Source organism: Pauljensenia sp. 20925_1_25, assembly GCF_041433955.1.
Classification (GTDB): Bacteria; Actinomycetota; Actinomycetes; order Actinomycetales; family Actinomycetaceae; genus Pauljensenia.
On sequence record NZ_JAPWCL010000001.1, the window covers coordinates 160,731 to 185,906 of the forward strand.

At 67.3% G+C, this 25,176-nt stretch carries 16 protein-coding genes and 1 tRNA gene; 10 read left to right on the top strand and 7 right to left on the bottom strand.

The genetic code is table 11. The features are described from left to right. Positions 1-52: 52 nt before the first annotated feature. The 4 genes from O3932_RS00810 to O3932_RS00825 all read right to left on the bottom strand — a co-directional run bounded on the left by O3932_RS00810 (position 53) and on the right by O3932_RS00825 (position 5,499). Positions 53-763, bottom strand: a complete 711-nt coding sequence (locus tag O3932_RS00810) for a hypothetical protein (protein ID WP_371535518.1) — start codon at positions 761-763, stop codon at positions 53-55. Positions 764-770: 7 nt separating this feature from the next. Beyond that, positions 771-896, bottom strand: coding sequence for a hypothetical protein (locus O3932_RS00815; RefSeq protein ID WP_371535521.1), 126 nt, complete (start codon positions 894-896; stop codon positions 771-773). Between the two features lie 30 nt (positions 897-926). Further along, positions 927-1,529, bottom strand: a complete 603-nt coding sequence (locus tag O3932_RS00820; protein WP_009649251.1) for a GDSL-type esterase/lipase family protein — start codon at positions 1,527-1,529, stop codon at positions 927-929. A 61-nt stretch (positions 1,530-1,590) separates the two neighbouring features. Further along, on the bottom strand, positions 1,591-5,499 hold the full coding sequence (locus O3932_RS00825; protein WP_371535524.1) for a multifunctional oxoglutarate decarboxylase/oxoglutarate dehydrogenase thiamine pyrophosphate-binding subunit/dihydrolipoyllysine-residue succinyltransferase subunit: 3,909 nt from the start codon (positions 5,497-5,499) through the stop codon (positions 1,591-1,593). A 265-nt stretch (positions 5,500-5,764) separates the two neighbouring features. On the opposite strand from O3932_RS00825, the gene O3932_RS00830 reads away from it, so the two are divergent. The 5 genes from O3932_RS00830 to O3932_RS00850 all read left to right on the top strand — a co-directional run bounded on the left by O3932_RS00830 (position 5,765) and on the right by O3932_RS00850 (position 10,812). After that, on the top strand, positions 5,765-7,090 hold the full coding sequence (locus O3932_RS00830) for a hemolysin family protein (RefSeq protein WP_291453465.1): 1,326 nt from the start codon (positions 5,765-5,767) through the stop codon (positions 7,088-7,090). Then, positions 7,087-8,121, top strand: a complete 1,035-nt coding sequence (locus O3932_RS00835) for a hemolysin family protein (RefSeq protein ID WP_371535526.1) — start codon at positions 7,087-7,089, stop codon at positions 8,119-8,121. The genes O3932_RS00830 and O3932_RS00835 overlap by 4 nt, the downstream gene beginning before the upstream one ends. 435 nt (positions 8,122-8,556) lie before the next feature. After that, on the top strand, positions 8,557-9,471 hold the full coding sequence (locus tag O3932_RS00840) for a M23 family metallopeptidase (protein WP_371535529.1): 915 nt from the start codon (positions 8,557-8,559) through the stop codon (positions 9,469-9,471). Next, complete coding sequence (locus O3932_RS00845) at positions 9,468-10,301, top strand: glycerophosphodiester phosphodiesterase (protein ID WP_371535532.1); 834 nt, start codon at positions 9,468-9,470, stop codon at positions 10,299-10,301. Before O3932_RS00840 ends, O3932_RS00845 begins: the two co-directional genes overlap by 4 nt. Positions 10,302-10,422: 121 nt before the next feature. After that, on the top strand, positions 10,423-10,812 hold the full coding sequence (locus O3932_RS00850; protein ID WP_314567291.1) for a hypothetical protein: 390 nt from the start codon (positions 10,423-10,425) through the stop codon (positions 10,810-10,812). Positions 10,813-10,873: 61 nt separating this feature from the next. Here O3932_RS00850 and O3932_RS00855 read toward each other — a convergent pair whose 3' ends face one another. Then, entirely contained in the window at positions 10,874-12,292 is a 1,419-nt protein-coding gene (locus O3932_RS00855) for a sodium:proton antiporter (protein ID WP_371535535.1), read from the bottom strand. A gap of 233 nt (positions 12,293-12,525) precedes the next feature. Then, positions 12,526-12,601: transfer RNA gene (locus O3932_RS00860), tRNA-Arg, on the bottom strand. A 98-nt stretch (positions 12,602-12,699) separates the two neighbouring features. Between O3932_RS00860 and O3932_RS00865 the strand changes: the two genes are divergently transcribed. After that, a complete protein-coding gene (locus tag O3932_RS00865) occupies positions 12,700-13,155 on the top strand; it encodes a ribose-5-phosphate isomerase (protein WP_371535538.1) in 456 nt (151 codons plus the stop codon). A gap of 89 nt (positions 13,156-13,244) precedes the next feature. On the opposite strand, the gene O3932_RS00870 is transcribed toward O3932_RS00865, so the two are convergent. Then, positions 13,245-14,504: an Nramp family divalent metal transporter gene (locus tag O3932_RS00870; protein ID WP_371535540.1), complete on the bottom strand. Its 1,260-nt coding sequence runs from the start codon at positions 14,502-14,504 to the stop codon at positions 13,245-13,247. Positions 14,505-14,673: 169 nt separating this feature from the next. Here O3932_RS00870 and argS point away from each other — a divergent pair, with 169 nt between their 5' ends. The 4 genes from argS (at position 14,674) to O3932_RS00890 (ending at position 25,152) form a co-directional block, all read left to right on the top strand. Further along, complete coding sequence (argS, locus tag O3932_RS00875) at positions 14,674-16,353, top strand: arginine--tRNA ligase (protein ID WP_009647556.1); 1,680 nt, start codon at positions 14,674-14,676, stop codon at positions 16,351-16,353. A gap of 4 nt (positions 16,354-16,357) precedes the next feature. After that, complete coding sequence (gene lysA, locus O3932_RS00880) at positions 16,358-17,749, top strand: diaminopimelate decarboxylase (RefSeq protein WP_371535542.1); 1,392 nt, start codon at positions 16,358-16,360, stop codon at positions 17,747-17,749. 320 nt (positions 17,750-18,069) lie between these two features. Further along, on the top strand, positions 18,070-20,493 hold the full coding sequence (locus tag O3932_RS00885) for a S8 family serine peptidase (protein ID WP_371535545.1): 2,424 nt from the start codon (positions 18,070-18,072) through the stop codon (positions 20,491-20,493). A 225-nt stretch (positions 20,494-20,718) separates the two neighbouring features. Beyond that, the gene (locus O3932_RS00890) at positions 20,719-25,152 is read left to right on the top strand and encodes a S8 family serine peptidase (protein WP_371535547.1); all 4,434 of its coding nucleotides are present in this window, start codon (positions 20,719-20,721) and stop codon (positions 25,150-25,152) included. The last annotated feature ends 24 nt before the right edge of the window (positions 25,153-25,176 follow it).

Consider the following 25,176-nt stretch of genomic DNA (forward strand, 5'->3'; position numbering starts at 1 on the left):
CTGGTCGTGTGGATTGGTGGTGTCAAGGCCGTGGCCAGATGGACACATCCATCTATGCGGGCGGTGACTCACCGAGCGGCAGATGGACGCTGAGCGTCCACGTGCCTGCCTGGGCGTTGGTGTCCATGGTTCCACCCTGGCTTTCCGCGAGGGCGCGGATCTCGCCCATCGGTCGCTGGGCAAGGGTGTCGGCTTCGGTGCTGATGACTCTGATTGCCAGTGTGCAGTCGGTGTCAGTTGCGGCGCCGGACACTGTGGTGGAGGCGAACTTGTCGAGTTCAGCGATGTGGGAGAGGACCAGGTAGATGATTTCTGCGCCCACGGCGTCGCGGAAGCGACTCAGCGGAGTATATGCGGTGAACAGGTTGACGATGGCGAAGCCGGATTGCTGGGCGTGGGTGATGGCCCCGTCGATGGTCGCGAAATTGCCGGGTGGTGCGGGCGGGGTCGGGCGCTCGCGGCTGCTGGGCTGGGCGCGGGCGGGCGTCGGCGCGGGCCCAGCGAGGTTCGCGGGCAGTGTCGCGGCTGGGTAGCCGACCGCGTGGCGGGGAGGCGTCTTCCAATCCCTGTACAGGGCTCGGATGCCGGCAGCTGCTGCGACGACAATGAAGACAATCAGATAGGAAGCCGCTGCGGTGACGACAGCCGGCGACCATGAGCCGCGTGAGAAGAAAGATCCCAGGACAATATTGAGGGACAAGAAAGCGATGCTGATTGCGCAGATAAGGAGCTTTTCGCGCGTGGTGGCTTTCTTCTTGGTCATGTGCCGCTCATTCCACTCGCGCGTCGACGATGATCCAGCTGCGGCAATAGACATCGACGGTCAGTGACGTTGCGCCGGAACGCGCCTTGCATGCCTCGTCGATGATTGTAGAGATACCACTGAACAAAGCCATCACGATAATGACAATTGGGTTCGCATGTCCTCACACGTCGGTCGGGGTTGCGCCCGTCCACTCGTACCATCCCTGATGCTGGACGATCCACGCCATGAGCGCGTATCCGGCCTGGCCGGGCAGGGTCTGGCCGTCTTTGCCGCGCGCCATGGAGGCGGCCATGTCCTCGAACCACTGGTCGTGGGCGACCAGGGGTGTGTAGCAGTCGACGAAGGGGATCCCGCGGCGCCCGCACACCTCGGAGCAGGAGGAGGCCAGCGCTTTGAGGGCGCCGGAGTCGACGCCGGCCAGGGGCGGGGGACCCACCACAAAGCTGGGGATGCCTAGAGAGGTCGCACGGTCGGTGATATTGGCGAGGTTGAGGCGCGAACGGGCCGTGGAGATGCCGGCGGGAACGTCACCGGGGCCGATCCCGATGACGAGGCCGTGGGGTTCTCCGTCGGCCAGGCGCGGCAGGACCTCGGCCTCCCAACGGGCGGCCATCTGCTTGGTTGTCTCGGAGGGGACCGCCAGCGTCAAAAATGTGGCGGGCACGTCGAAGGTCGAGTGAGCGTTGACGCGGCCAACCCAGCCCAGGCCTCGGGGGTCTCCGACGCCCGCGACGAGCTCGTCGCCGATGAAGCAGATGCGCATGGTGGTCCTTTCCGGGTGTGCCTGCGCGCGCCCGGAATACCGGGCGCGCGCAGGGAGGTCGCTAGCCTTCGAAGGCCTGCGCAATAAGGGTAGCTGCTTGCTCCTTGTGAAGCGAGGCACGTCCGGCTGCCGTCGTCGCGGATTCGGGGCGCGACACCAGGCGTACGGGGCGTCCGAGTGACGGGAACAGGTTGAGTGCCAGGTGCGGCCAGGCACCCTGGTTACGTGGCTCGTCCTGCACCCACGTCACTGTCGCATTCGGGTACTGGGCCAGGGCCTCGGCCAGCTCGGCCTCGGGCAGCGGGTAGAGCTGCTCCAGGCGGATAATCGCGGTCGACGTGTCACCGCGGTGTGCGCGCTCCTTGGCGAGGTCGTAGTACAGGCGACCCGTGCACAGCAGGACGCGGGTGACCGCCGACGGGTCGGTGATCGTGGTGTCGCCGATGACGGGCTGGAAGGAACCCGAGGTGAACTCGTCGATGTGCGAGGCCGCGGCAGACAGGCGCAGCAGCTGCTTGGGCGTGAACGCGATGAGCGGCTTGCGCGGGCGCTTGTAGGCCTGGGTGCGCAGCATGTGGAAGTAATTCGCCGGCGTGGAGGGCTGGACGATCCACATATTGTCCTGAGCGGCCAGCTGCAGGTAGCGCTCGATGCGTGCGCTCGAGTGGTCGGGACCCTGGCCCTCGTAGCCGTGAGGCAGGAGCATGACCAGCGAGGAACGCTGGCCCCACTTCTGCTCCGCCGAGCAGACGAACTCGTCGATGACCGTCTGAGCGCCGTTCGCGAAGTCGCCGAACTGTGCCTCCCAGATGGTGAGGGTCTCGGGGCTCTCCAGCGAGTAGCCATAGTCGAAGGCCAGCACGCCGTATTCGCTCAGCGGCGAGTTCCACACGTCGAAGCGCGCCTGGTTTTCCGTCAGGAATCGCAGGGGAGTGAACTCGCGGCCGTTGGAAGCGTCGTGCAGAACCGCATGGCGCTGGACGAAGGTCGCGCGGGCCACGTCCTCGCCGGACAGTCGCACGCCGGTGCCCTCCATGAGCAGGGTGCCAAACGCCAGGAGTTCCGCGAAGCCCCAGTCGATGGGCTTGTTGCCCAGCGCCATCTCGAGGCGGCGCTCGCACAGCTGACGCAGCTTCGGGTGGGGTTCGAAGCCGTCGGGGAAGCGGACGTGGGCGCGGCCGATGCGGCGCAGCTGCTCGGCGGGGGCCGCCGACGTCCAGCCGATCATCATGCCGATGCCAGGCATCTGCGATTCCGGCATGGTCCACTCCTCGTCGCGAGACTCACCGGCCTCGCCGACGCCGGCGGTCAGCGCCGGGTCGTGCGTGCGACTACCCGGGTTCACCTCGGACACGGAGGAGGCACCGCCCGCGCGGGTTTCATCCAGGATGCGCCCCAGTTCCGCCTCGTACTGGGCGATGGACTGGCGGGCCTCGTCCTCGGTGAGCTGACCGCGGCCCACGAGGCCGCGGATGTACACGGCGCGCGTGGAGGGGATGCGGTCGATGAGCGAGTACATGACGGGCTGAGTCATCGACGGGTCGTCGCCCTCGTTGTGGCCGCGGCGACGGTAGCACACCATGTCGATGATGACGTCCTTGTGGAAGGCGTTGCGGTACTCGAAGGCCAGGTGCGCGCAGCGGATGACGGCCTCGGGGTCGTCCGCGTTCACGTGCAGGATCGGGACCTGTAGGCCCTTGGCCAGGTCGGTCGCGTAGCCGGTCGAGCGCCCCTGCGTCGGGCCGGTCGTGAAACCGATCTGGTTGTTGACGATGATGTGAATTGTGCCGCCGGTCTTGTAGCCCTCAAGCTGGGAGAGGTTGAGGGTCTCCTGGACGACGCCCTGGCCGATGAAGGCCGCGTCGCCGTGGATGAGGATCGGGATGATCGGCAGGTCCGGGTCGCCCAGGTGCTCCTGCTTGGCGCGCACGATGCCCTCCAGGACGCCGTCTGCGGCCTCCAGGTGCGAGGGGTTAGCGCCCATGTAGACCTTCGTGGCCAGGCCGTCGTCGAGGGAGTATACGCCCCAGGTGCCCAGGTGGTACTTGACGTCGCCGGAACCCTGAACGGAGTTGGGCATGTAGTTGCCCTCGAACTCGTCGAAGATCTGCGCATACGACTTGCCGGCGATGTTCGCCAGGACGTTGAGTCGGCCGCGGTGCGCCATGCCGATGGCGACCTCGTGGATGCCGGTGCGCGCCGAGTCAGCCAGGATGTGGTCGAGCAGGGGGATCAGGGACTCGCCGCCCTCGAGCGAGAAGCGCTTTTGCCCCATGAACTTGGTCTGGAGGAATTCCTCGAAGGCTTCGGCACGGATGAGGGTGTCCAGGATGTGGCGCTGCGCCTCGGGGGAGGGGGCCTTGTAGGGGCGCTCGATGCGGTACTGGACCCAGGCGCGCTGCTCGGGGTCCTGGATGTGCATGTATTCGATGCCGACCGTGCGCGTGTAGGTGTCGTGCAGGCGCGTGAGGATGTCGCGCAGCAGCATCTGGTCGGAGCCGCCGAAGCCTCCGGTGGGGAAGGGGCGGTCCAGGTCCCACACGCTCAGGCCGTAGGACGCGATGTCCAGGTCGGGGTGGCGGCGCACGCGGTAGGCCAGCGGGTCCGTGTCGGCGGCCAGGTGGCCGCGCGAGCGGTAGGCGTGGATGATCTCCGCGATGCGCGCGGGCTTACCTTTTTCGCGCTCAGGATCGTATTCGTAGTCGGCTTCCCACGAGTAGGGGCGCGTGGGCACGTGCATGGACGTGAAGACGCGCTCGTAGAAGCCGTCGCGGCCCGACAGCTTCGCGTCGACCAGGCCCAGGAGGCGCCCGGAGGCGGCGCCCTGGATGATGCGGTGGTCGTAGGTGGAGGAGAAGTACATCGTCTTGCCGATGCCGAGGCTGGCCAGGCGCTTGGGGGAGACGCCGCGGAATTCCGCCGGGTAGTCGGTGGCACCCACGCCGATGATGAGTCCCTGGCCGACCATGAGGCGCGGCACGGAGGTGGTGGTGCCCAGCGTCCCGGGATTGGTGAGGGTGACGGAGGCCCCCTGGAAGTCGGCGGTTGTCAGCGTCGCGTTGCGGGCGCGCGCAACCAGGTCCTGGTAGGCATCAACGAACTCGGAGAAGGTTAGCGTGTCGGCGTCGTGGATGACTGGGACCTTCAGGGAGTGGTTCCCCTGCGCGTCAGCCACGTCGATGGCCAGGCCGAAGCCGATGTGCGCGAGCTGCTCAACGGCGGGCTTGCCGCCCTCAAGCGTGTAGCGCACGTTCAGGTCGGGCATCTCGCACAGTGCTTCGACCAGCGCGTAGCCGATGAGGTGTGTGAAGGAGACTTTGCCGCCGACGGTGCGCGCCAGGTGCGCGTTGATCAGGGCGCGGTTTTCGATGAGGAGCTTGGCGGGAATCTGACGCTGGGAGGTGGCCGTGGGGATGGAGAGCGAGGCTTCCATGTGCTTGGCGGTCGCGCGCGCGGCGGACTTGAGGATGTGCAGCTCGTCCTGGGCGGGCGCTCCGTGGGAGCGGGTGAAGGCGGCGCGTCCGTGCGCCAGGCGCGTGTAGGGGCTGGTGGCCTCGGCGACCGCGGCGGGCGGCGCGGGCGGCAGGTCGGAGCGGGTCACCGAGACGACGGGTGCGGCCGGGGGCGTGGGGTGTGCATGCTCCGCTTCCTCAATGTCGAGGGTGGGCGGGGTCACGCTCACGGGCACCTCGGGGGCCTTCATCGACGAGGCCGGGGCTGCCTGCTCGGGTGCGCTGCCCTCGATAGCACCCTCCGGGATTGCGGGACGCTTGGCGCGCAGCTGCGGGGGAGCGGTCTCGGTCGCAAAGTAGGCGCGCCACGACGGATCGAGGAGCTGCGGATCGCGCTCGTACAGGTCGCGCATCTTTGCGAGATACCACTGCGGGTCGGGCTGGGAAACTGTGTGGGTCGGCACGTATTCCTCCGTTTGACTCACGCCGCGCGTACGGGCTTGTATCGCGGCGACCATACCCGACAGATTCTACCTCTACGTGACAACCTTCACGAGATGTGGGAGACACTTGGCGATCATTTCAAGGGCCTTTGGTCCGGTATAGGGAGAGTGTTGACACAGAGCGACGGTGTGTGGACGCGCACGCGGGGAGGAAAGTCCGGGGCCGCTAAACTGGATGCATCATGGACTGCGACACTGTCGGCTTTTCTGCCGCTCTTTCCCGCCCCCTGCCCGCGCGTGTACCCGTGGCTCGCCCCGGCCTCGTCGAGAGGAGGCAGCGATGACGACCGTCCTTATGCTCCTCCTCGGCGTCGTTCTTACCGCCGGCACCTTCGTCTTCGTCTCCGCCGAATTCTCACTTGTCGCTGTGGACCAGGCCGTCCTTGACAAGAAAGCGGACGAGGGGGACCGAGGAGCCGCATCCGTCCTGCGCGCCACCCGTACCCTGTCCACACAGCTGTCGGGTGCCCAGGTGGGCATCACGCTGACCACGATCCTGCTCGGCTACACGACGCAGTCCGCGCTGGCGGACCTGCTGGTGGGATGGCTCGGCGCAGCCGGGCTGGCCTGGGGCCTGGCCACCGGCATCGCGGCCTTCGTCGCCGCCGCGTTCATTAACGTCTTCTCGATGCTCTTTGGTGAGCTTGTCCCCAAGAATCTCGCGCTGGCCCACCCGATGGCCACCGCCGTGCGTGTCGTCCCCTTCCAGATGGCCTTCACCGTGATCGCCCGCCCCATCATCTGGGTACTGGGTGGCACCGCGAACTGGGTGCTCGCCCGCATGGGTATCGAGCCGCAGGAAGAGATTTCGTCGGCGCGTTCCGCATCCGAGCTGGCGGCCCTCGTCGAGCACTCTGTCGAAGAAGGTACCTTCGACACGTCCACGGCCGACCTGTTCGTCAACACAATCCGCATGAGCACGCTCAGCGCCGCCGACGTTATGACCGACCGCGGGCGTCTGCACACCCTCGGCGAGCGCGACAGCGCCCAGGACGTGCTGGACCTCGCTCACGAAACCGGTCACTCCCGATTCCCCGTCATCGGCGATGACTCCGATGACATCCTCGGCCTGGTCTCCCTGCGTCGCGCGGTCGCCGTGCCCGCCGAGCGCCGCGCCGACGTGCCCGTCATCTCCTCCTCCCTCATGACCGACGCCCCCACCGTTCCCGAGACGGTGCCGATTGGTCCGCTCATGGTCCAACTGCGCGACGAGGGGTTGCAAATGGCCGTCGTCGTCGACGAATACGGCGGCGTCTCCGGCATTGTCACCCTCGAAGACGTCGTCGAAGAAATCGTCGGCGAGGTCTCCGACGAGCACGACCAACGTCGCCTCGGTATCCGCCCGCGCCCCGACGGGACCTTCCTTGTGCCCGGGACGCTGCGTCCCGACGAACTCGCACGTCGCACAGACATCAACCTTCCCGAGGACGGCCCCTACGACACGATCGGCGGCCTCGTCATGAACGAGCTGGGCGACATCCCGTCCGTCGGCTCGCGCGTGAACGTTGACGGTGTCGGCATCGAGGTCACTCAGATGCAGGGCCGCAGGGTCGCGCAGGTCGCGATCACCCCCGCGCCCGCTGACGAACCGGAGGTGGAGGCATGAGCGCCGGTATGGGCATTGCTATCACCGTCGCGCTGCTGGCGGTCAACGCGTTCTTCGTGGCCGGCGAGTTTGCGGTCACCTCAACGCGGCGCTCGCAGGTTGAGCCGCTCGCCGACGAAGGCGCGCGCGGTACACGAGATGCGCTCTACGCGCTGCAACACGTCTCCCTCATGCTCGCCATCTGCCAGCTGGGCGTCACGGTCGCCTCCACGACGCTGGGCGTCGTCGCCGAACCTGCGATTGCGCACCTCGTCGAGTCGCCGCTGGAACGCCTGGGTGCTCCCGAGGCGACCAGCCACGTCGTCGGATTCGCAGCAGCCCTCATCATCGTGTTGTTCTGCCACGTCGTCTTCGGCGAAATGGTCCCGAAGAATATCTCGATCGCCGCGCCGGTACGGATGCTCCTCATCCTGGCCCCCATCCTCGTGCGCCTGGGCCACGTCCTGCGCCCCATCATCGAGGCCATGGACCATTTCGCGAACTGGTTCGTCCGTTTGTCGGGTTATGAGCCTCGCTCGGAGATTTCGGCCTCCTACACGGTCGAGGAGGTCGCCTCCATTGTCGTCGCATCCCAGGCCGAGGGTGTCCTCACCGACGAACTGGGGCTGCTCAGTGGCACCCTGGAATTCTCAGAAGAAACCGCGGGTTCTGCGATGGTGCCCCTGGCTGACCTCGTCGTTCTCCCTGCGGGTGCCACCCCCGCCGACGTGGAGGAACGAGTCGCTCATACCGGCTACTCGCGCTTCCCGATTGCGGGCGAGGACGGTGCCATCGCCGGCTATGTCCACCTGAAGGATGTTCTGTACGCGTCCGGCGAGGAACGCACCCAGCCGATTACCCCGTGGCGCATCCGCCGCCTCGAGGCCGTCGCCTCCTCCGACCAGGTTGAAGACGCACTGCGCCACATGCAGCGCACCGGCGTGCACTGTGCGCTCGTGCGCGACGAGGGTGTCCTCGTCGGTATCCTCTTCCTGGAGGATATCCTGGAACTTCTGGTCGGCGAAGTCCGCGACGCCCTCCAGCGACCCTAATGGCGAAGCGCCTGGCGCCGCCCGTGCGGGCATTGCTACAGTGGAACGGTCAGAAAACGAGAGGGGAATAGCGTGAGCAACATGGAGTGCCCGCTGCCCAAGCGGTCGCAGCTGCGCGCCGCGCGATCTCGGGCAGGTGATGAGGAAAAATACACCACCGCCGAGATCCCATCCGATGTGGCCCCGGAACCCGTGCAGCGAGTGGCCCCGGAACCCGTGCAGCGAGTGGCCCCGGAACCCGTGCAGCGAGTAGCCCCGGAACCCGTGCAGCGAGTGGCCCCGACGCCCATGCAGCCAGTGGCCCCGGAACCCGTGCAGCGAGTAGCTCCTCCGCCGCGCGCCTACACGCCTCGCCAACCAAGCTTTGAGTCGGCGCTCCCTCCATCTGTTGAGTTGCTTCCTCAGTCCATTGAGCGGCTTCCTCCATCTGTCGAGTTGCTTCCTCAGTCCGTTGAACAGATCCCCTCGTCCGTCGAGCGGCACCCAAGGCTCAGCTTCGATCAGATCGCCTACGAATACGACGCGGCGTTTCCCGAGGAAGAAGCTTTTTTCGACGACGATGAGGATGCCTCGTCGGGAGAAACCCCGGAGCGTAACATCCGTCCCGGCGGCTACCTGCTGCGCACACTCCTCATTCTTGGCCTGGCGGGTTCAACAATCGCGGTCCCGATGACGGGCCGAGTCGGATCCGACTCCTCCCTGACAGTGCCTGTGCGTGCCTTCGGCTCCGCCACGGGCCGCGGCAGCTGGGCCTCCTCCCAGGTCCTGCCCGAGGCGATCTCACTCGACGCCACACTCACTGCCAACACGCGTGCGAAGGCCAAGGCACCCGTCACAGTCACCGGTTGCAAAGCCGGCGCTGGTGCCGACGGCAATCGCCACGTGAAGGTCCTGGCCGACACGGTCTACTGGCCGCTGGCCGAGGGAAGCTACACGATTACGTCGCCCTTCACGATGCGTATCTCGCCTGTTTCCGGTCAGCTCCTGGCCCACGAGGGCATTGACATGGCGGCACCCATGGACACGCCCATCACCGCTGTCTACGGCGGCGTGGTCGAGGAACTCGCCGAGAACTCCCACGCGGGTGCTTACGTACAGATCAGGCACACCTTGCCCGACGGTACCGTCTTCCATTCGGCCTACCTGCACCAGTACATGAACAAGATTACGGTCAAGCTCGGTGACACCGTCACCGCCGGCCAAGTTATCGGTGCCGTCGGAAGCAACGGCTGGTCGACAGGCCCTCACCTGCACTTCGAAATCCACGACGCTTCCGACACTCCCGTGGACCCAGAATCCTGGATGGCCGAACACAAGGCCATTTACCTCGGACAGGAGCCCTGCTCATGATGCCCGTGACCATGCGTCAGGGTCCCATCGTCTTCGCTCACCGTGGCGGCGGCGAGGAGGCCCCTGAGAACACGATGGCCGCCTTCGCCCACGCCTACGCGTCCGGGCTTCGCCACATCGAAACCGACGCGCACCTGAGCGCGGACGGCGCAGTCGTGATCTGCCACGACGAAACCGTGGATCGTTGCTACGACGGTACCGGCGCGATCAACGACATGACGTGGCGGGAATTGTCCTCGCTGCGCCACCGCGACTCGGGTGAACCCATGCCGCTTCTTGCGCAGGTCCTGGAGGCCTTCCCGGACATGTACCTCAACATCGACGTGAAGGAACCGGGTGTCGAGGGGCCGCTCTTGGACGTCGTCGCCGAACATGGTGCCGCTGGCCGCGTCCTGGTCGCCTCCTTCTCAGAACCGCGTCTGCGCGCCGTGCGCGACATGGCTGCCTCCGACCCCGCTCGCGCCGTCGCAACGTCGCTGGGCACCGAGGCCGTGGTGCGCCTTGTGGGTGCCGCAAAGAGCGCCACGAACCCCGCCTGGTGGCACGTGCCCGGCCCGCGCCAGGGTGTCATCGCCGCCCAGGTGCCCATGTACCAGGGTCCCATCCGCGTTGTTGACGAGCGTTTCGTCGCCACCGCTCACACCCTGGGACTGGCCGTGCACGTGTGGACCATCAACACGGTGGCCGACATTCTGCGGCTCCTCGAGGTCGGTGTCGACGGCATCATCACCGACCGCCCCGCCTTCGTACGCGACTTCCTTGACCAGCGCGGCCTGTGGACACAGCCTCCAGCTCCGGGCGTTGGTACACACCCGATGCCGAGGGATTGACCCGTGCTCCCGTGACCGCTCCTTTCCGCGCCGAGTGCTGCGGTTGGGTGGCGCGGGCGGAGCCGCCGGAGCATTCGTCGGGCCGTGCAGGGGTATCGCGAGGCGGGGAGCGGAGTAACCCATGAATGACACCATCGTGATCGCGCTGTGTCTGGCCGGCCTGTGGGTCCTCCTCGTCGGGCTGCTCCTCGTTGAGACGAGGTCGGACTCCTGGATCGGGGTCGCGTGGCGCAACGCGGACGTCACCAGCCAAGTCAGCAAGAACGCTCGCGCGGTCTGTATTCCGGCCCTCATCTGCCTGTCCTACTTGGTTCTCTACGTCAAAGCGGCCGCTTCCTGGGGTGCCTCCGACAGGGCGCTGTTTGGCCTGAACGTCCTCACGTACGTCACCGCTGCGGTGATGGTCGCAGGCCTGACGCCACTTCGATTCCCCGACGACTGGTACCCCCAGTACCCCGATCCTTTGAGTGAACCGTGGACGGGGGACAACAACGAGGATGAGTCCGCCTAGGCGCGTCACGTACATGCAGAGAGGGGGCGGAGCCGCGTGGCTCCGCCCCCTCACCGCTGGCTTACTCGTTGCCGCTGAAGTCGGCCACGGCCTCGTCCAGCCCCGCGCGACGGATGCGCACGAGCGAGAGGAACACCAGGCCAGCGGCCAGGGCGATGCCGAGGCCTCGAACGAGCCAGGACTCGCCCACGAAGATCATCGCCATGGCGGCCAGGACGGGCACCAGCAGCGTGAACGCGTAGCCGATGTAGCGGCCAAACGACGGCATGGGCACGCCGTCGGACTCGGCGACCGACTTGACCATAAAGTTCGGGCCGTTACCGATGTACGTGATCGCGCCACAGAACACGGCACCCAGCGAAATCGGAATCAGGTAGTACTCGGGCACGCCCGCGATCAGGGTTCCCTCGCCGCCGGATGCCTTCGCCATCTCGAAGAACGTCATGTACGTGGGAGCGTTGTCCAGGATCGAGGACAGGCCGCCCGTGAACACGAAGTACGTCATGCGCGTGAGCGGCAGAGACGGGGCGATCTGCTCCAGGTAACGCAGCGCGGGTGCCATCGTCGAGAAGATACCGATGAACAGCGTCGCGACCTCCATGATCGGGCCCCACGTGAACGCGTTCTCTTCGAAGCGGACCTTCTTGTCCGACAGCTTGTAGGACAGGCCCGCGACCGCGAACATGATGACTTCGCGCCACGGCACCAGGTCAACCCACGAGTGGACGTGGCCCTCGGCCAGCGCCTCGCCATCCCACGACGGAGCGAAAGCGACGGACAGGATGATGATCGCGAAGAACAGCAGATTGATCTTTCCGTGCAGACGCAAGGGCTGCACCTCGCGGTCGTCGGCCTCGATGGAGGAGGTGTCCTCAGAGGCGTAGCGCACGCGGTCAATCGAGTAGTAGGTGAGGAGCAGCAGCGCCAGAGTAAACAGCCACTCCTTCCACAGCGCGAACGTCCACGCGAAGGGCACGCCGTGCAGGTAGCCGAGGAACAGCGGCGGGTCGCCGAGCGGAGTCAGTATGCCGCCACAGTTCGCCACAATGAAGATCGTGAACAGGACCGTGTGCACGCGGTGCTTACGTTCCTTGTTCGTCTCCAGGAGCGGGCGAATCAGCAGCATGGCCGCGCCCGTCGTCCCGATGAACGAGGCCAGCAGGCCGCCGATCGCCAGGAAGATCGTGTTGTTACGCGGGGTCGCCTTGATATCACCGGCCAGGTGAATGCCGCCGGACACCACGAACAGCGCGAAGAGCAGCGCGATGAACTGCACGTACTCCACGCCCGTGGCGATGAGCGGGCCCGTGCCCGCCCTCATGAACATCCAGACCGTCGTCGGCACGCCGAGAGCGAGCGCGACGGAGAGCTGGGAGCATTCCTTTTCCCACCAGTGTGAGGTCTTCGGGATGATGGGCAAGAGCGCGATACACGCGAGCATCGCGACGAAGGGGAGCAGACTCCACCATGGGTAGGTCATTGGCCATTCCTTGGTAGACGATAGAGACGCTCTTTATTTTATGCGGTGGCTGCGTGGCGGGGAACGTTGTCCGAGGTGGGAGTGGCCTCATCGACGAGGCGGGGGCGGGTGCACGGGTGGAATCGACAAGGCGGGGGCAGGCAGGTGCATCGGTGCGGGCACGCGGTGGGCGCGTGAATGGCGGCGACCGAGATGCCGCGTCGGCGCGGCGTTGACGCGGATCCGGGTATGCGTGGCGCCCCGAACAGGACTCGAACCTGCGACCTCTTGCACCGGAGGCAAGCGCTCTATCCGCTGAGCTATCGGGGCAGCGCCGCTAGTCTAGCAGGGTTCAAACGTCCGCGCGTAACGGTGAGGTGTGCCATACTAGTGGGCGTTGCTTGTCCGTGAACCCCCAGGAGGATTCCATGCGCGTCCATATTGCCACTGATCACGCCGGTTTTGAGCTGAAGGAAAAGGTGATCGCCCACCTGCGCGAGGCCGGTTATGACGTCGTCGACCATGGCGCGCACGTCTACGACGCGCTCGACGACTACCCGCCGTTCTGTATCGAAGCGGCCAAGGCTGTGGCCAGCGAACCCGGCAGCCTCGGCGTCGTTGTCGGTGGCTCTGGCAACGGTGAGCAGATGGCCGCCAACTGCGTGGAAGGCGTGCGCGCCGCCCTCGTCTGGTCGGACGCGACCGCGCGCCTGGCCCGCGAGCACAACGATGCGAACATGATGGCTGTCGGTGCCCGCCAGCACAGCGACGACGAGGCCATCGCTCTCATCGATGCCTTCCTCGAGACCCCCTTCAGTGGGGATGAGCGCCACCAGCGTCGCATCGACCTGATGGCCGCGTACGAGCGTTCCGTGCGCGCCTGATTGCTTGGCGCATGCGAAGCGGGGCCGGCGATCCACCGGCCCCGCTTCGCATGCCCCGTTTCCGTTTCCTCGGCTCCGGCCTCGTCCTCTTAGCCCTGACCGGTGAAGGTGAGGTAGACGAGGAACAGGTTGAGCGCGACGATTACGGCCGCGATGAGGAAACCGGTCGCGCGCAGGGTGCGGGTGTTGGCGTAGTCGCCCATGACGTCGCGCGATGCGGTCAAGTGCATGAGCGGGATGATCGCGAAGGGGATACCGAACGACAGAGCGACCTGCGAGACGACGAGCGCCCACGTGGGTTCCGCGCCCGCGCCCAGGATGATCAGGGCCGGGATCAGGGAGATAAGGCGGCGCACGAGGATGGGGACGCGGATGTGGAGCAGGCCGTTCATGATCTCGCTGCCCGCGTAGGCACCCACCGACGTCGAGGCCAGGCCCGAGGCTAGCAGGCCCACCGCGAAGACAGTGCCCACGATGGGGCCGAGCGTGGAGGAGATCGCGGCGTGCGCGCCCTCGATGGTGTCGGTGCCGCTCTGTCCGGCCAGTGCGGCGGCTGCCAGGAGCAGTAGCCCGATGTTGACCAGGCCGGCGATGCTCAGCGCCCAGTAGATGTCGATGCGGGTCGCGCGCAACAGGCGCGAGAGGTGGCCGGAGGAGTGGCGTGAATCTGCGGTGGAGGGTCCGAGTTCGTCGGCCTCGTGGTCGTTGACCAGCGAGGAGTGCAGGTAGACGGCGTGTGGCATGACTGTCGCGCCGAGCATGGATGCGGCCACGAGGACCGAGTCTGTGCCCTGGAAGCGGGGGAGGAGTCCGCCGAGCATGCCCGAGGGGCTGGGAGGCGCGACAAACAGGCCCGCCAGGAAGCCCAGCGTGATGACGATCAGTAGGCCGACGATGATTGTTTCGAACTGGCGCTGTTTGCCTTCGCCTTGGACGACGAGAAGCGCCATGGACACGGCGCCGATGATGACGCCGCCCCACAGCAGTGAGATCCCGAAGAGGAGGTGGAGGGCGAGCGCGCCGCCGATGACCTCGGCAAGGTCGGTCGCGGCGGCCACGATCTCTGCCTGGATCCAAAAGGCGATGCGGCCGGGCTTGGACATGCGATCGCCCAGGAGGGCGGGCAGGGATCGGCCGGTGACGAGGCCGAGCTTGGCCGATAGGTATTGGACGACCATCGCGAAGATGTTCGAGGCTACCAGGACCCACACAAGCAGGTATCCGTAGCGCGCGCCGGCCGTGATGTTGGCTGCGACGTTTCCGGGGTCGACGTAGGCGACGGCCGCGACGAAGGCGGGGCCGAGGAGAGGGATGAGCTTGTGGCGGTGCTCGGTGTCCGTGGCGTTCACGGGAATCCTCACTGCAGATAGGAAATGTTCGGCTACCCGAAATCTTACTCGCCACTCGCGCCCGGTCACGGGACGAAAGCCGCCCGGGTGGGCCTCGTGTGGCCAGGTTTTCACACGCACGCCGCGTATAGGTGAGCGGTGACGAGGCAAAACCCCGTAGGCTAAAGGGGTGACTCCTGAAGAACTTGCCTCCCTTATTCGCTCGACGCTGCTGGACGCTGCCGCCGCCGGGCGCATCTCTATTGACCCCGCCCTGGTGCCCGACCCCGTGACGGTCGAGCGTCCCCGCGTGCGCGAGCACGGCGACTGGGCGACCAACGTCGCCATGCAGCTCGGCAAGAAGGCCGGCATGGCACCGCGCGAGTTTGCACAGATCCTCGCGGACGCTCTCGCCGCCGCCGACGGCATCGATTCCGTCGAGGTCGCGGGTCCGGGCTTCATCAACATCCGCCTGGGCGCGGGGGCAGCCGGCGAACTCGCCCGCACTATTGTCGAGGCCGGGGCTGAGTATGGTCGTAACGCGACGCTCGCGGGTCGCTCCATCAACCTCGAGTACGTGTCCGCGAATCCGACCGGTCCCGTGCACCTGGGTGGCGCCCGCTGGGCCGCCGTCGGCGACTCTCTGGCGCGCCTCATGGCCGCCTCCGGTGCCGCTGTGACCCGCGAGTACTACTTCAACGACCATGGCTCGCAGATCGACCGCTTCTCCCACTCGCTCTACGCGCGCGCCATGGGCCGCGAGGTTCCCGAGGATGGCTACGGCGGCCAGTACATCGCTGACATCGCCGACCAGGTCCGCGCCGATGCGCACGCCGCCGGTGAACCCGACCCGGTCACGCTGCCCGAGGACGAGGCCATCGAGGTCTTCCGCGCCCGCGGCGTCGAGCTGATGTTCGCTGAAATCAAGGAGCGCCTGCACTCCTTCCGCGCCGACTTCGACGTCTTCTTCCACGAGGACTCCCTGCACAACTCGGGTGCGGTGGCCGAGGCGATTGAGCGCCTGCGCAAGCGCGGCGTGATCTTCGACGAGGGCGGCGCGGTGTGGCTGCGCACGACCGCCTACGGCGACGACAAGGACCGCGTCCTCATCAAGTCGGACGGCCAGGCCGCGTACTTCGCGGGCGACGTCGCCTACTACCTGAACAAGCGTGAGCGCGGCGCGGATGCGGCCATCTACCTGCTGGGCGCTGACCACCACGGCTACATCGGCCGCATGATGGCCATGTGCGCCGCCTTCGGCGATAAGCCGGGCGAGAACCTGCAGATCCTCATCGGCCAGCTCGTCAACCTGGTCAAGGACGGCGAGCCCGTGCGCATGTCCAAGCGCGCCGGCACCATCGTCACCCTCGACGACCTCGTCGACGCCGTGGGCGTGGACGCCGCGCGCTACGCCCTCGTGCGCGTGTCCATGGACACGCAGGTCGACATCGACCTGGACCTGCTCTCGCAGCACTCCAACGACAACCCGGTCTACTACGTGCAGTACGCCCACGTGCGCACCTGCAACGTTGCCCGCAACGCGGCCGCGCACGGCGTCACTCGCGACGCTGACTTCGATCCAGCCGCCCTCGACTCCGAGGCTGACGAGGCCCTGCTGGCCGCCCTCGCCCAGTTCCCCGCGCAGGTCGCACAGGCCACGGAGCTGCGTGAGCCGCACCGCATCGCCCGCTACCTGGAGTCCCTGGCTGCCACCTACCACGCCTGGTACGGCCAGTGCCGCGTGACGCCTCGCGGCGACGACCCGGTCGAACCCGGCCATGTCGCCCGCCTCTGGCTCAACGACGCGGTCACCCAGGTGCTGCGCACCGGCCTCGGCCTGCTCGGCGTGAGCGCCCCCGAAAGGATGTGACCTGGTGAGCGAGGCGGTTACCCTGACGTGCCCGACCCCCGATGAGCGCCCGGACCTGTGGCCGTGGAGCGCGACCCGGGTGGATGGCGTGCTGCGCGTGGGAGGCGTCGACCTGACCAGCGTCGCCGCCGACTTCGGCACGCCGACCTTCGTGCTTGACGTCGAGGCCATGCGGGGGCGCGCCCGCGTGTGGGCATCGGCGATGGCCGAGGAGTTCTGGGACGGCTACGGAATGAACGGTGGCGACGCCTTCTACGCCGGCAAAGCGTTCCTGAGCGCCGACGTCGCGCGCCTGGTCGCGGCCGAGGGCCTGGGGATCGACACCGCGTCGCTCGGCGAGCTGACCCTCGCCCTGCGCGCAGGCGTGGATCCCTCGCGCATCGGCCTGCACGGCAACAACAAGTCGGATGCGGAGATCCGCCTCGCTCTTGAGGCCGGCATCCACCGCATCTTCATCGACTCGATGGACGAGGTTCGCCAGATCGAGCGTATCGCCGCTGATCTCGGCGTCGTCGCGCCCGTCATGGTGCGCCTGAAGTCCGGCATCCACGCGGGTGGCAACGAGTACATCGCGACCGCCCACGAGGACCAGAAGTTCGGCCTGTCTCTGGCCACCGGCCAGGCCTACGAGGCCGTGGCCGCGATCAAGGACGCGCCCCACCTGGACTTCCGCGGCCTGCACAGCCATATCGGGTCACAGATCTTTGGGACCGAGGCCTTCGTCGAGGCCGCGCGCATCGTCGTTGATTTCGCGGCGGTTCTACGCGACGAGCTGGGCTTGGAAGTGCCCGCGATTGACTTGGGTGGCGGCGTCGGTATCGCCTACACGGGGCAGGATCCTGTCCCGACTTCCCCGGTCGAGGTCGCACGTGCCCTGGCCACCGTGGTGCGGGAGCGCTGCGCCCACCACGGCCTGCCGATCCCGCACGTGTCCGTCGAACCCGGCCGCTCCATCGCAGGCCCCTCGATGGTCATGCTCTACCGCGTCGGCGTCGTCAAGGACGTCTCCCTGGAAGATGGGGGAGTGCGCCGCTACGTGGCGATCGACGGCGGCATGTCGGATAACATCCGTCCCGTTCTCTACGACGCGACCTACACGGCGACGCTCGCGAACCGGGACCCGGCGCAGGCCTCGTCCCTGGCGCGCTGCCGCATCGTCGGCAAGCACTGCGAGAGCGGCGACATCATCATCCGCGACATCGACCTGCCGGCCGACATCGCGGGTGGCGACCTGCTGGCCGTGCCTGCCGTCGGCGCGTACGGCTACTCGATGGCATCCAACTACAACATGCTGACGAAGCCCGGCGTTCTCGCCGTCGAGGATGGAACCGCGCGCTGGTTCGTCCGTCCGCAGACGGTGGATCATCTGCTGGCGTTGGACGCTGGTCTGGAGTAGACGAGATCGTTCTGGAGTCAACGAGGCGGGGAGTGCGTGCGCTCCCCGCCTCTTGTATTCCCGAGTTCGCCTCTGTTCCCGTGCTGAGGCGATGCTTTCTGAGCGACGTCGCATGTAATCCCCGACAGTATCTAGCTCGTTCGTTTTAGTTCGCATGATCGTGTCACTCCTGTTGTGGAGCTGCATGCGATATTGTGGCGGAATCATATTGTGAGCTTAGGGCAGCCTACATTTTGTTGTTACCGGCAAATTCTAGGATGATGGTGTTGCCCGCAGATGCAGACCTGCACGACGCAGTCCCAACCGAAAGCCGAGGAACAATGCGCCGCACCGCCGCACGCATCGGAGTCGTTGCCGCACTCGCCCTGTCCATGGGCGTCGCGACGGCGGTGGCCCCGCCCGCCCGCGCCGACGAACCCACCGACGGCCTCATCTCGTCTCCCCGCGCGAACGACGACGAGATGAACTACGCGATCAACCTGGCCCCGAGCGCCAGTGCCTCCGACCTGGAGCGAGCTATCGGCCTGGTCTCGTCGGTGAAGGGCGCGGCCCTGGCCTCGTACCCCGAGATCGGCACCTTCTTCGCTCAGAGCGCCACGCCCTCGTTCGCGCCCGACTTGGCCGCCGCACTGAAGGACGCGGGTATCCCGGTTCACTCCATCGGCCCGACCCGCACCGAGGGGGTTCTCTATTACGAGCGAGTCGCTCTCCCCGCGGGTGCCGAGGCCCCGGCTGCCGAGGCCCCGGCTGACGAGGCCCCCGCCGCCGAGGAGAACGCCGATACCCCCGCAGTCGAGGCCCCGGCAGCCGATGACCCTGCGACTGACGACGCTCAGTCGGGCGGCCTGGCCGCCATGCGCGACGAGAGCGCGGCCGATGCGGCGGATGAAAGGATCTTCAACTGGGGTGCAGAAACTATGCACGCGCGCGAGGCGGGGGCGGTCTCCGTGGAGCGCGCGCCGGTCACGGTCGCCGTCGTTGACTCGGGCGTTGAGGACACGCACCCGGATCTGGCGGGCCGCGTGGATACCGAGCGTTCGGTGAAGTGTTCGGTCAACGGCGTGGCGACGCAGGACTTCTACGGCTGGCGCGACGAGTTCTACCACGGCACGCACGTCGCCGGCATTATCGCGGCGAATCACAACGACATCGGCATCGACGGCATCGCCCCCGAGGCGACCATCGTGGCAATTCAGGCTACGAACGACAATCGTCTTATCTACCCCGAGTATGTGACGTGTGCGTTTATGTGGGCGGCCAGCCACGGCGTGGACATCGTGAACAACTCGTATTCGATGGATCCGTGGGTCTACTGGAGTCCGACCGATCCCGAGCAGGCGGCGGGCCTGGAGGCCGCGACCCGTTCCATCAAGTACGCGCAGGGCAAGGGACTGGCGGTCATTGCGGCCGCCGGTAACGAAGGGGTGAGCATCGACAACCCGACGGTTGATAACGGTTCCCCGACGGACGCGCCTGCTCCGACGAAGGGCCGGAACGTCGAGGGTGGCATCCGCGTGCCCTCCATGCTCGACGGCGTCGCGCAGGTGAGTGCGGTTGCTCAGGCGTACAACGTAAAACCCGGCCTGTCGCTGGCGCGCGCGGATTTCTCGAACTACGGTACGACAATTGATTTTGCGGCCCCCGGCGACCAGATTTACTCGACCGCGCCGCTGCTGTTCTACGTGAGCGGCTACGCGGTTGCCGACGGCACTTCGATGGCGACCCCGCACGTCGCGGGCGTTGCCGCGCTGCTTCAGTCGGTGCACCCGGAGTACACGGGCGATCAGATCATTGACCTGATGAAGAAGCAGGCGGCGGGTCACTACGGCGAACTCAACGCCCCGTGGGACGGCAAGGAGTACCGCGGCGCGGGCCTGCCCGACGCGCTGGATGCGGTCCTGAAGGACCAGCCCACTCCCGCGATTGGTCAGATCGAATACTCGACCGATGGCGCGCAGTGGGCGCCGCTGGACGGCCAGGAGCTCTCCGGTTCTCTCTCCGTGCGCGCGACGGTGAGCGGTGCTGTGACGTCGGCGCGTCTGCTCGTGGGCGGCCAGGAGATCGCGACGGGCACGCCCGCGGGCGGCGTCGTGACGCTTCAGGCTGACGGCGTGGATGTCTCCTCCCTCTCCGGTGCGCAGTCCGTGACAGTCGAGGCCTCGGGTCGTAACTCGGATCCGCGCGCCGACGATGACGCGAGCGCGTCGGCACCGTTCACGGTTGCGGGCGGCGACGATCCGAACGAGGCCGTGGCCGGCGAGTGGACATCCGATGCGACCGGCTGGTGGTGGCGCAAGGCCGACGGCACCTACCCGGTTTCCGAGGCGATGCGCATTAACGGCGAGGTCTACCGCTTTGACGAGCGCGGCTACATGGTGACCGGCTGGGCGAGTCAGGGCGGTCAGTGGTTCTACTACGGCACCTCTGGTGCTCAGGCGTCGGGCTGGGCGAACGTGGGCGGCACCTGGTACTACCTGGATCCTGCGACGGGCGCGATGCGCACGGGCTGGCTGGAGCTGGATGGAGTGTGGTTCCGTCTGGACGCTTCGGGTGCGATGCGCACGGGCTGGCTGAAGGAGGGTTCGGCCTGGTACTACCTGCAGCCCTCGGGCGCGATGGCAACTGGCTGGCTGAAGGAGGGTGCGTCCTGGTACTACCTGGATGAGACCGGCGTCATGGTAACGGGCGACCGCGTGATCGACGGAGTTGCATACTCCTTCGATTCGTCTGGCCGCATGCGGTAGCCGCCACCTCGGCACCCCCGGGCAGGGCCACGCCCGGGGAGGGCCGACAGCGGCCTGGGAGGGGTCGCGCACGCGCGCGGCCCCTCCCGCTGTCACGGTCGAATTTTCTCCTGTGTTGCCCGATGTTAAGCGGTATGAATTGTCGGACATGTCAAACTCTAGGATGATGGTGATCACGTGTGCACGGTGTCGTGCGCGCGACACTCACAACCGAAATGAGGAACCATGCGCCGCAACGCTGCACGCATCGGGATCGTCGCCGCTCTCACCCTGTCGATGGGCGTCGCGACGGCGACAGCCCCACCAGCCCGAGCCGATAACCCAACCTCTCTGATTGCCCCCGCTCGAGCGAGCGCGGGCCTTATGAACTACGCGATTAACTTGAACCCGGGTGCTGCTCCCGCTGACCTGGAACGCGCACTCGCCACGGTCTCCTCCGTGGGCGGCGTCGCCCTGGCCTCGTACCCGCAGATCGGCACGTTCTTCGCACAGAGTGAGTCGGCCTCGTTCGCCCCGGACATGGCCGAGGCCTTGGCGGGGTCCGGGATCACGGTGCACTCGATTGGCCCGACCCGCGTGGCCGCCGTGCCGGAGGGGGAGCGCGTCGAGGCCCCCGCGCCCGCTCCGACACCCGAACCTGCGCCCGCTCCGACACCCGAACCTGCGCCCGTTCCGACACCCGAACCTGCGCCCGTTCCGGCACCCGAACCGACACCCGAACCTGCGCAGTCCGGGGACGGCACAGGCCAGAGCGGTGACCAGTCGGGCGCGCAGTCCGGCGGCGTGCAGAGCGCTCGCGGACGTGCGCTGAGCGAGGCTGACGGGGCCGAGGAGATCTCGAACTGGGGAGCTGCGGCCATGAGCGTGGCCGAGGCGGCGGGTGTGCCCGTCGCGCACGCCCCCGTGAGTGTCGGCGTCATCGACACGGGTATCGACGACATGCACCCGGACCTGGCCGGGCGCGTGGACCAGACGCGTTCCGTGTCGTGCGCGGCCAACGGCGTCGCCTCCCAGGCGTACGGGGGCTGGCGTGACGACTACTTCCACGGCACGCACGTCGCCGGCATTATCGCGGCGAACCACAACGGAATCGGCATCGACGGCGTCGCGCCGGATACGACCCTCGTGTCGATCAAGGCCGCCAACTCCGAGCAGCTCATCTACCCCGAGTACGTGACGTGCGCGTTTATGTGGGCGGCCAGCCACGGCGTGGATATCGTCAACAACTCGTACTCGATGGACCCGTGGATGTACTGGAGTCCGACCGATCCCGAGCAGGCGGCGGGCCTGGAGGCCGCGTTGCGCTCCATCGCCTACGCGCAGAGCAAGGGACTGGCCGTCATCGCCTCGGCAGGCAACGAGGGTGCGGACAACGACCATCCGACGACTGACTCCGGCTCGCCGACCGACATGGACACGCCCATCAAGGATCGTCCGGTCGCGGGATCCATCCGCGTTCCCGGCCAGGTGGCGGGGGTCAGCCAGGTGAGTGCTCTCAAGCGCGTCGACGAGGAGACCAAGCCCGAGTGGACGACCCTCGCGCGCGCGGACTTCTCCAACTACGGCACCACCATTGACTTCGCGGCACCCGGCGACGGCATCTACTCCACCGTCCCAACCTCCCAGTACCCGAGCGGATACGCCAAGACGAGCGGCACCTCCATGGCGGCCCCGCACATCACGGGCATCGCCGCGCTCATCAAGGCCACGCACCCCGCGTTCACGGGCACGCAAATCATCGACCTCATGCGCAAGCAGGCAGCCATCGACTACACGCGCCTGGAGGTGCCCGCCGACGGCAAGGAATACCGCGGCTACGGCTTCATCAACGCGCTGACCACCATGCGCCGCGACCAGATGCAGCCGACCGTCACAACCCTCGAATACAGGGTCGGCAAGGGCGAATGGAAGAGCCTCGACGGAGCGACCCTGCCCGCAGGCCCCGTCACCTTCTACGCGGCCGCCGCCTCGCCGATCAGCCACCTGCACATGGACGTGGCGGGCCTGACCGGCGTCGACCGTGACGGCTCCGGTAAATACGGCGCCCCCGAGCTGAGCGTGTCCGCGGAGAACGTGGACCTCTCCTCCCTCCTGCCCGACGGCACGGACTCAGTCACCGCCCGCGTCCAAGTCAGCGCCGCAGGCATCAACTTCGACCGCCAAGCCGACGACGACACGGGCCGCGAAGCGACCTTCACGGTCTCGCGCGACCCCGCCGTCGTGCCCCAGCCCGCGCCCGCCCCGGGCACCGGCGAGGCCCCCGCGCCCGGCGAAGCCACAGCCGGAATCACCGCCCCCGCGCGCGCCGCCGAACAACTGCCAGCCAACTACGCGGTGAACCTCCCCATGGGCACGGACAAGGCCACCTTCGAGCGAGCCGCAGCCCAGGCCTCGTTCAAGGGAGGACTGGTCCTGGCGCGCTACCCGCAGTTCTCCACCTTCTTCGTCCAATCCGCCTCCCCGACGTTCTCACCCGACCTGGGCGCGGCGCTCATCAAGGAGGGCATCAGCTACGACTCCATCGGCCCCACCCGCCAGGCACCCGTCGGCGGCAACGAGGCCGTGGTCCCCATCGACTACACGACCCGCGTGCGAGCCGACGCAGCACTCGCGGCCGCGCCGAAGTCCGACGCCGTGCAGAGCGAGGGAACCCAGAGCGAGGACGAGGCCGGGGTGACTCCCGACCCGCAGACCTCCAACGGGTGGCACCTCCAGGCCCTGCACGCGCTCGAGGCCCAGGACGTCGACGTCATGCGCGCCCCCGTGACCGTGGGCATCATGGATCAGTCCGTCGACGACACCGTGCCGGACCTGGCCGGGCAGGTGGACCACGCCAAGTCCGTGGCCTGCAACGTCAACGGCATCCCCAACCGGGATCCGGCGGCGTGGCGCTGGGACGACGCGACACACGGCACGCACGTGGCCGGGTCGATTGCCGCCAAGCATGACGGCGTGGGCGTGGACGGCGTGAACCCGACGCTGCGCATCGCCGCGATCAATGTGGCGTCGCGCAACGGCGGCTACTTCTACCCCGAATACATCGCGTGCGGCTTCGTGTGGGCCGCCGAGCACGGCATTTCGGTGACGAACGGCTCCTACTACGTCAACCCGTGGAAGTACTGGATGCCGAAGGATCCCGAGCAGGCCGCCGGCCTGGAAGCCGTCCAGCGTGCCGCCGACTACGCGACGTCGAAGGACGTCATTAACGTGGTGGCCGCAGGCAACTGGACGACGGACCTGGATAACCCGCCCGCGACCGACGATTCGTCGCCGGGCGACACGTGGGGGGCGTTCGAGCGTGACGTGACGGGCGGCGTCTACATGCCGTCGATGATGCGCGGCACCCTCGCGGTCTCCGCGCTGCAGCTGCCCAAGGACGCGGACCCCGGCACGGGCGTGCTGGAGCCGACGTCCTGGTCGAACTGGGGTGCCAGGACGATTGATTTCGCGGCACCCGGCGCGAAGATCTACGCGCCGCTGACGAGCTGGTACGGCAAGGCCTACGGGAACCTGTACGGTACGTCGCAGGCCTCGCCGCTGGCCGCGGCCGTCCTCGCGACGTTGCGCCAGGTGCATCCGGAGATGAGCGCGTCGGAGATTGTCGCTGTGGCGAAGAAGCAGGCGTCAGCACCCGAGAACTGGTCGCGCCTGGCCGCGCCCACGGAGGGCCGCGAGTACCGGGGCGCGGGCTTGCCTAATGCGCTCGACGCCGTGCTCAAGGACCAGCCTGTGCCGGTGATTGGCGCGGTCGAGTATTCAACCGACGGGGTGGCGTGGAAGCCGCTGGCGGGGGAGACCCTCGCCGGGCGCGTCTCCGTGCGCGCCACCGTGACCGGGCCGGTGACCAGCGCTCGGCTGCTGCTCGGCGACCGCGAGATCGCGACCGGAGTCGGCGACGGCTCGTTCGATGGGGCCGGCATGACGCTTCAGGCCGACGGCGTGGACGTCTCGCACCCGGCGGGCACGGGACGCTTCTCCGGCGCAGCCACGGTCACGGTCGAAGCCTCCGGGCGCAACTTCGATCCGCGGGCCGACGACGACGCGACCGCGCAGGTTCCCTTCACGGTCAGCACCGACCACGTGGGTCCCGACGAGGCCCGGGCTGGGCGCTGGGTGTCCGGCACCTTCGGCTGGTGGTGGCGCTACGACGATGGGAACTACCCGACCTCCACGCAGCTGCGCATCGACGGGGCGATCTACCGCTTCAACGCGCGCGGATACATGGTGACCGGATGGGTGTACGAGGACGGTCAGTGGTACTACTACGGCGCGTCGGGCGGCCAGGCCGCCGGATGGGTTCGTGTGCACGGCACGTGGTACTACCTGGATCCCCTCACCGGCGCGATGGCGAGCGGCTGGACGAAGGTGCAGGGCACCTGGTACTACCTCTCCTCCTCCGGCGCGATGCGCACCGGATGGGTGCGCGATGGGTCCGCGTGGTACTACCTGACCTCCTCGGGTGCCCTGGCCACCGGCTGGCAGCGCGTGGGATCCTCCTGGTACTACCTGTCACCCGACGGCGGCGCGATGGTCACCGGGTGGCTGCGCGACGGTGATGCCTGGTACTACCTGACGTCCTCAGGCGCGATGGCGACGGGTAGTCGATGGATCGACGGCACGCGCTACGCCTTCGATGATGAGGGGAGGATGATGCCGTAGGTCTGGCCCGGCTGGCGTGGCTTC